Here is a 3,559-nt window from a genome sequence, read left to right as displayed (position 1 = left end):
GCTGGATTTTTCTTTCTTCAGGCGCTGATATAAAGACGACGCGCGACGGCGCACTTTGAGACCGCCGGGAAGAATGCCTTCGGTGGTAATACCGTTTTTGATGCTTTCCTGCATGGTGCGCCAGATTTTCATTAAACCGGCACGAATATCTTCTTCACTACGAAAGGCCTTTTCGTTGGCCATCATTAATGAACTCATGCGCATACCATGTTCTTTGCAATGCGCCAGAAGGTCAGCGGCACTGTCAAACGGGTACGGAATAGGTTTGGCGGACTGTTCTATCGCTTCTTCCAGAGTCTCGTCAAAGTCTTCATCGCGAACGATGAAGCCACCACCAATAGAGTAGTAAAGATCGCTATAGATTATCTCACCGTCTTTCAACAGCTTGAGCTCCATGGCGTTAGCGTGTTTCGGCATGGTTTTGCGGCGGTGAAAGGTAATAGCACCTTCACTCGGGAAGGAAACTTCCTTTTCACCCAATAAATTTAAAGTTTCGGTTTTACGCGTTTGTTCCAGAAAGTCCTCAACACTGTCAGTGTCGACGCTTTCAGGCGTTTCGCCTGCAAGACCAAGAATAACGGCTTTGCCCGTACCGTGACCTTTACCGGTTTGACCAAGCGAGCCGAACAATTCGACTTTTATGCCGTCGGCGTTGTCGAGATGCCCGGCTTCTTTTGCCATATGCAAAAAGTCATAGGCTGCTTTCATCGGCCCTACCGTATGAGAACTGGAAGGACCAATACCAATTTTATAGATATCAAAAACGCTAATCATAGTTATCCTTACCTGTCGCGCATGCTCGTTCTGATTATTATAGTATTGTCGCATGATTCATGTGGGGGGAAGCAAGTTTTAAACAAAAATAAGTGGTCAGTTCAGTGGTCTGAAATGATTTTTCCCGTCGGGTTGTAATTGTTCTGACAATTCGCGCAAGATCCCGGCGGTTGCCCCCCAAATATTTCGATGTTGCCAGGGGATGAAATACACCCGGTCGTAGATAAACTTACGAATACGGTAAACGTAGTGGTTTCCATGATCGAGAATATCAGCCAGTGGTACTTCAAAAATCTCTGCGACTTCACTTTCCTCGGCAACCAAGGGCTGTAGTGGTGAGACAAAAGCCACATAAGGGCGGATCATAAAATACGATAAGACCGGGTAGTCGTGTAAACGCCCTATGACTTCGACCTGACTGCGGGGCAGGCCAATTTCTTCTTCGGTTTCGCGCAGCGCAGTATCCAGCAGGTCAGTATCAGTATTGTCAAACCGGCCACCAGGAAAACTGATTTGGCCTGCGTGTTTACGCAGTTTACTGGAGCGCCGGGTGAGTATGAGTGAGAGTCCGTGTGGTCGCTCAATAATTGGGATTAACACCGCTGCCGGACGCAAACGCTTACGCAACGGCTCATCAATTCTGCGCTCAACCGGGGGGGATGGGTAAAGGCTAAAGCGACGAATAAAGTCTGCGCGGGTGTTAATCGTCATGATGCTAATACCGACAGGATGCGTGACACTTTGTCCTTAGTCTCCTGATACTCCTCAGAGGCCGTTGAGTCCGCGACCAGACCTCCGCCGGCCCAGCAGTAAAGCTGACCGTCTTCGGCAAGCAGTGTACGAATGGTAATGCTGGTGTCACTGCGCCCGTGCTGAGAAAAATAACCCATACTACCGCAGTAAATATTACGACGGTGTGGCTCTAGCTCTTCAATGATCTGCATGGCCCTAATTTTAGGGGCTCCGGTGATAGAACCGCCGGGGAAAGCGCCGTTGAACAGGCTCAATGCGGTGCGGCCGGGTTGCAGTTTGCCAATAACCGTTGATACCAGGTGGTGAACTGCAGGAAAGCTCTCTATGGCAAATAAGCTGGGGGTTTTAATGCTGCCCGGCTCACAGTTCTTACTCAAGTCGTTACGCAGCAAATCAACAATCATCAGGTTTTCTGCCCGGTCTTTTTCTGAGATTAACAGAGCATGCTGGCTGGCTTGATCTCTGTGCGTATCGTCAAACCGCGGACGCGTACCTTTAATGGGTTTTGTTTCTACCTGACCCTTGGCATCGGTGAGCAAAAAGCGTTCCGGCGACAGGCTCAGAATAGCGCTGCCGGGAAGTCTCATAAAAGCAGAAAATGGTGCTGAATTCGCTTGCCGTAACTTCAGGTAAGCCGACCATTCACTGCCTTGATACCTGGCTGAATATCGCTGTGCTAAATTGATCTGATAGGCATCACCAGCCAGCAGATAGTTTTGTACCGCGTTAAATTTCCCGGTGTACTGCTGCTCGCTCATGTTGCTTTGCCAGTCGCTGACTAATTGAAAGGCTGCAGCCTTCTTAGGCTTCGTTGTCTGGTTCCAAAACTCGGTTAGCTCTTCTAACTGATCGACTGGCGCAACTAGCCATACCCTGTCGTTCTTCCGGTCGATAATCAACGCCTGGCTGTAATAGGCCAGTACCGCATCGGGAGACTGGTAGGTATCCGCATTAAACTCAGGAATGACTTCCAGTGAACGACCATGGTCATAGCCAACAGCGCCGGCAAAGCCACCCTGAAAAGGCAGTTCAGCGGGCCCGGAATAATGACCGGATAACAGATTCAATTGCTCGGCATAATGACAAAGCTCGGCTGACGACTCGGGAGCGGGGGGAAGTTTTGACGGCTTGTCTGTTGATACTTTCAGTTTGCCTGCTTTACAACTTAAAACCAGTTCTGGCTGTCGGAAGATAATATCATAGGCACAGTTTTCATGGCTTTGTGCAGCAGAGTCCAGTAACAGTGCGTAGCTTTCATGCTGACAGCGCTGAAACAACTCAATAGCTGAGGCCTGGCAATTAAGTTTTATCGCACAGAGATCCGGGAAAACACTCACATCATGCTCGCAATTCAGGCTGGTTACTCATTACCAATATACTACCACAGCAAATATTCGCCGGTCAGTGGCACTGGTCAGTTGTTAGCGAAAACGCTATTATAGCGCCACGCAAAAGTTAACCAAGAGGCAGTTCCATGACCACCATTCGTCAGGCCGATTTTATTGACAGTATTGCCGATGCGTTGCAGTACATTTCTTATTATCACCCACTGGACTTTATTAAAGCACTGGATGAGGCATACCAGCGTGAAGAGAGCGAAGCGGCAAAAAATGCCATTGCTCAGGTACTGACCAACTCGCGTATGTCTGCACAAGGGCACCGTCCGATTTGTCAGGACACCGGTATTGTCACCTGTTTTGTGAAAGTGGGCATGGGTGTGCAGTGGGATAAAACTGACCTGACGGTTCAGCAAATGGTGGATGAAGGTACTCGTCGAGCCTACAACAACCCGGACAACCCTCTGCGTGCTTCTATTGTGGCTGACCCAGCGGGCGCCCGTAAGAATACTGGCGATAACACTCCGGCCGTGGTGCATATTGATATGGTACCAGGTAGTGAAATTGAAGTCATGATTGCTGCAAAAGGTGGTGGCTCAGAGAATAAATCCAAAATGGCCATGTTAAACCCAAGTGACTCTATTGCGGACTGGGTTGTTGAAACCTTGCCGAAGATGGGCGCTGGCTGGTGTCCG

The 3,559-nt window shown here is 49.3% G+C and carries 4 protein-coding genes; 1 reads left to right on the top strand and 3 read right to left on the bottom strand.

Annotated elements, in window-relative coordinates; translation table 11 throughout:
* From B3180_RS13000 to pabB, 3 genes are all read right to left on the bottom strand, one after another.
* Positions 1 to 774, bottom strand: a 774-nt coding sequence (locus B3180_RS13000) for a serine dehydratase beta chain (RefSeq protein ID WP_286844989.1), incomplete at its 3' end; no start/stop codon positions are given.
* Positions 775 to 870: 96 nt separating this feature from the next.
* On the bottom strand, positions 871 to 1,485 hold the full coding sequence (locus B3180_RS12995; protein ID WP_222235531.1) for a CoA pyrophosphatase: 615 nt from the start codon (positions 1,483 to 1,485) through the stop codon (positions 871 to 873).
* Entirely contained in the window at positions 1,482 to 2,864 is a 1,383-nt protein-coding gene (gene pabB, locus B3180_RS12990) for an aminodeoxychorismate synthase component I (RefSeq protein ID WP_286844987.1), read from the bottom strand. The genes B3180_RS12995 and pabB overlap by 4 nt, the downstream gene beginning before the upstream one ends.
* Before the next feature lie 137 nt (positions 2,865 to 3,001).
* On the opposite strand from pabB, the gene B3180_RS12985 reads away from it, so the two are divergent.
* Positions 3,002 to 3,559, top strand: a 558-nt coding sequence (locus tag B3180_RS12985; RefSeq protein WP_286844985.1) for a fumarate hydratase, incomplete at its 3' end; no start/stop codon positions are given.

The organism is Idiomarina sp. UBA4206 (assembly GCF_002383015.1).
In the GTDB taxonomy this organism is placed as follows: domain Bacteria; phylum Pseudomonadota; class Gammaproteobacteria; order Enterobacterales; family Alteromonadaceae; genus Idiomarina; species Idiomarina abyssalis.
This window is presented reverse-complemented; position numbering and strand designations above follow the sequence as displayed.

What these genes read in the sequence shown, in the direction of transcription:
- B3180_RS12995 (WP_222235531.1), bottom strand. Translation starts at nt 1,485, where the DNA reads ATGACGATTAACACCCGCGCAGACTTTATTCGTCGCTTTAGCCTTTAC.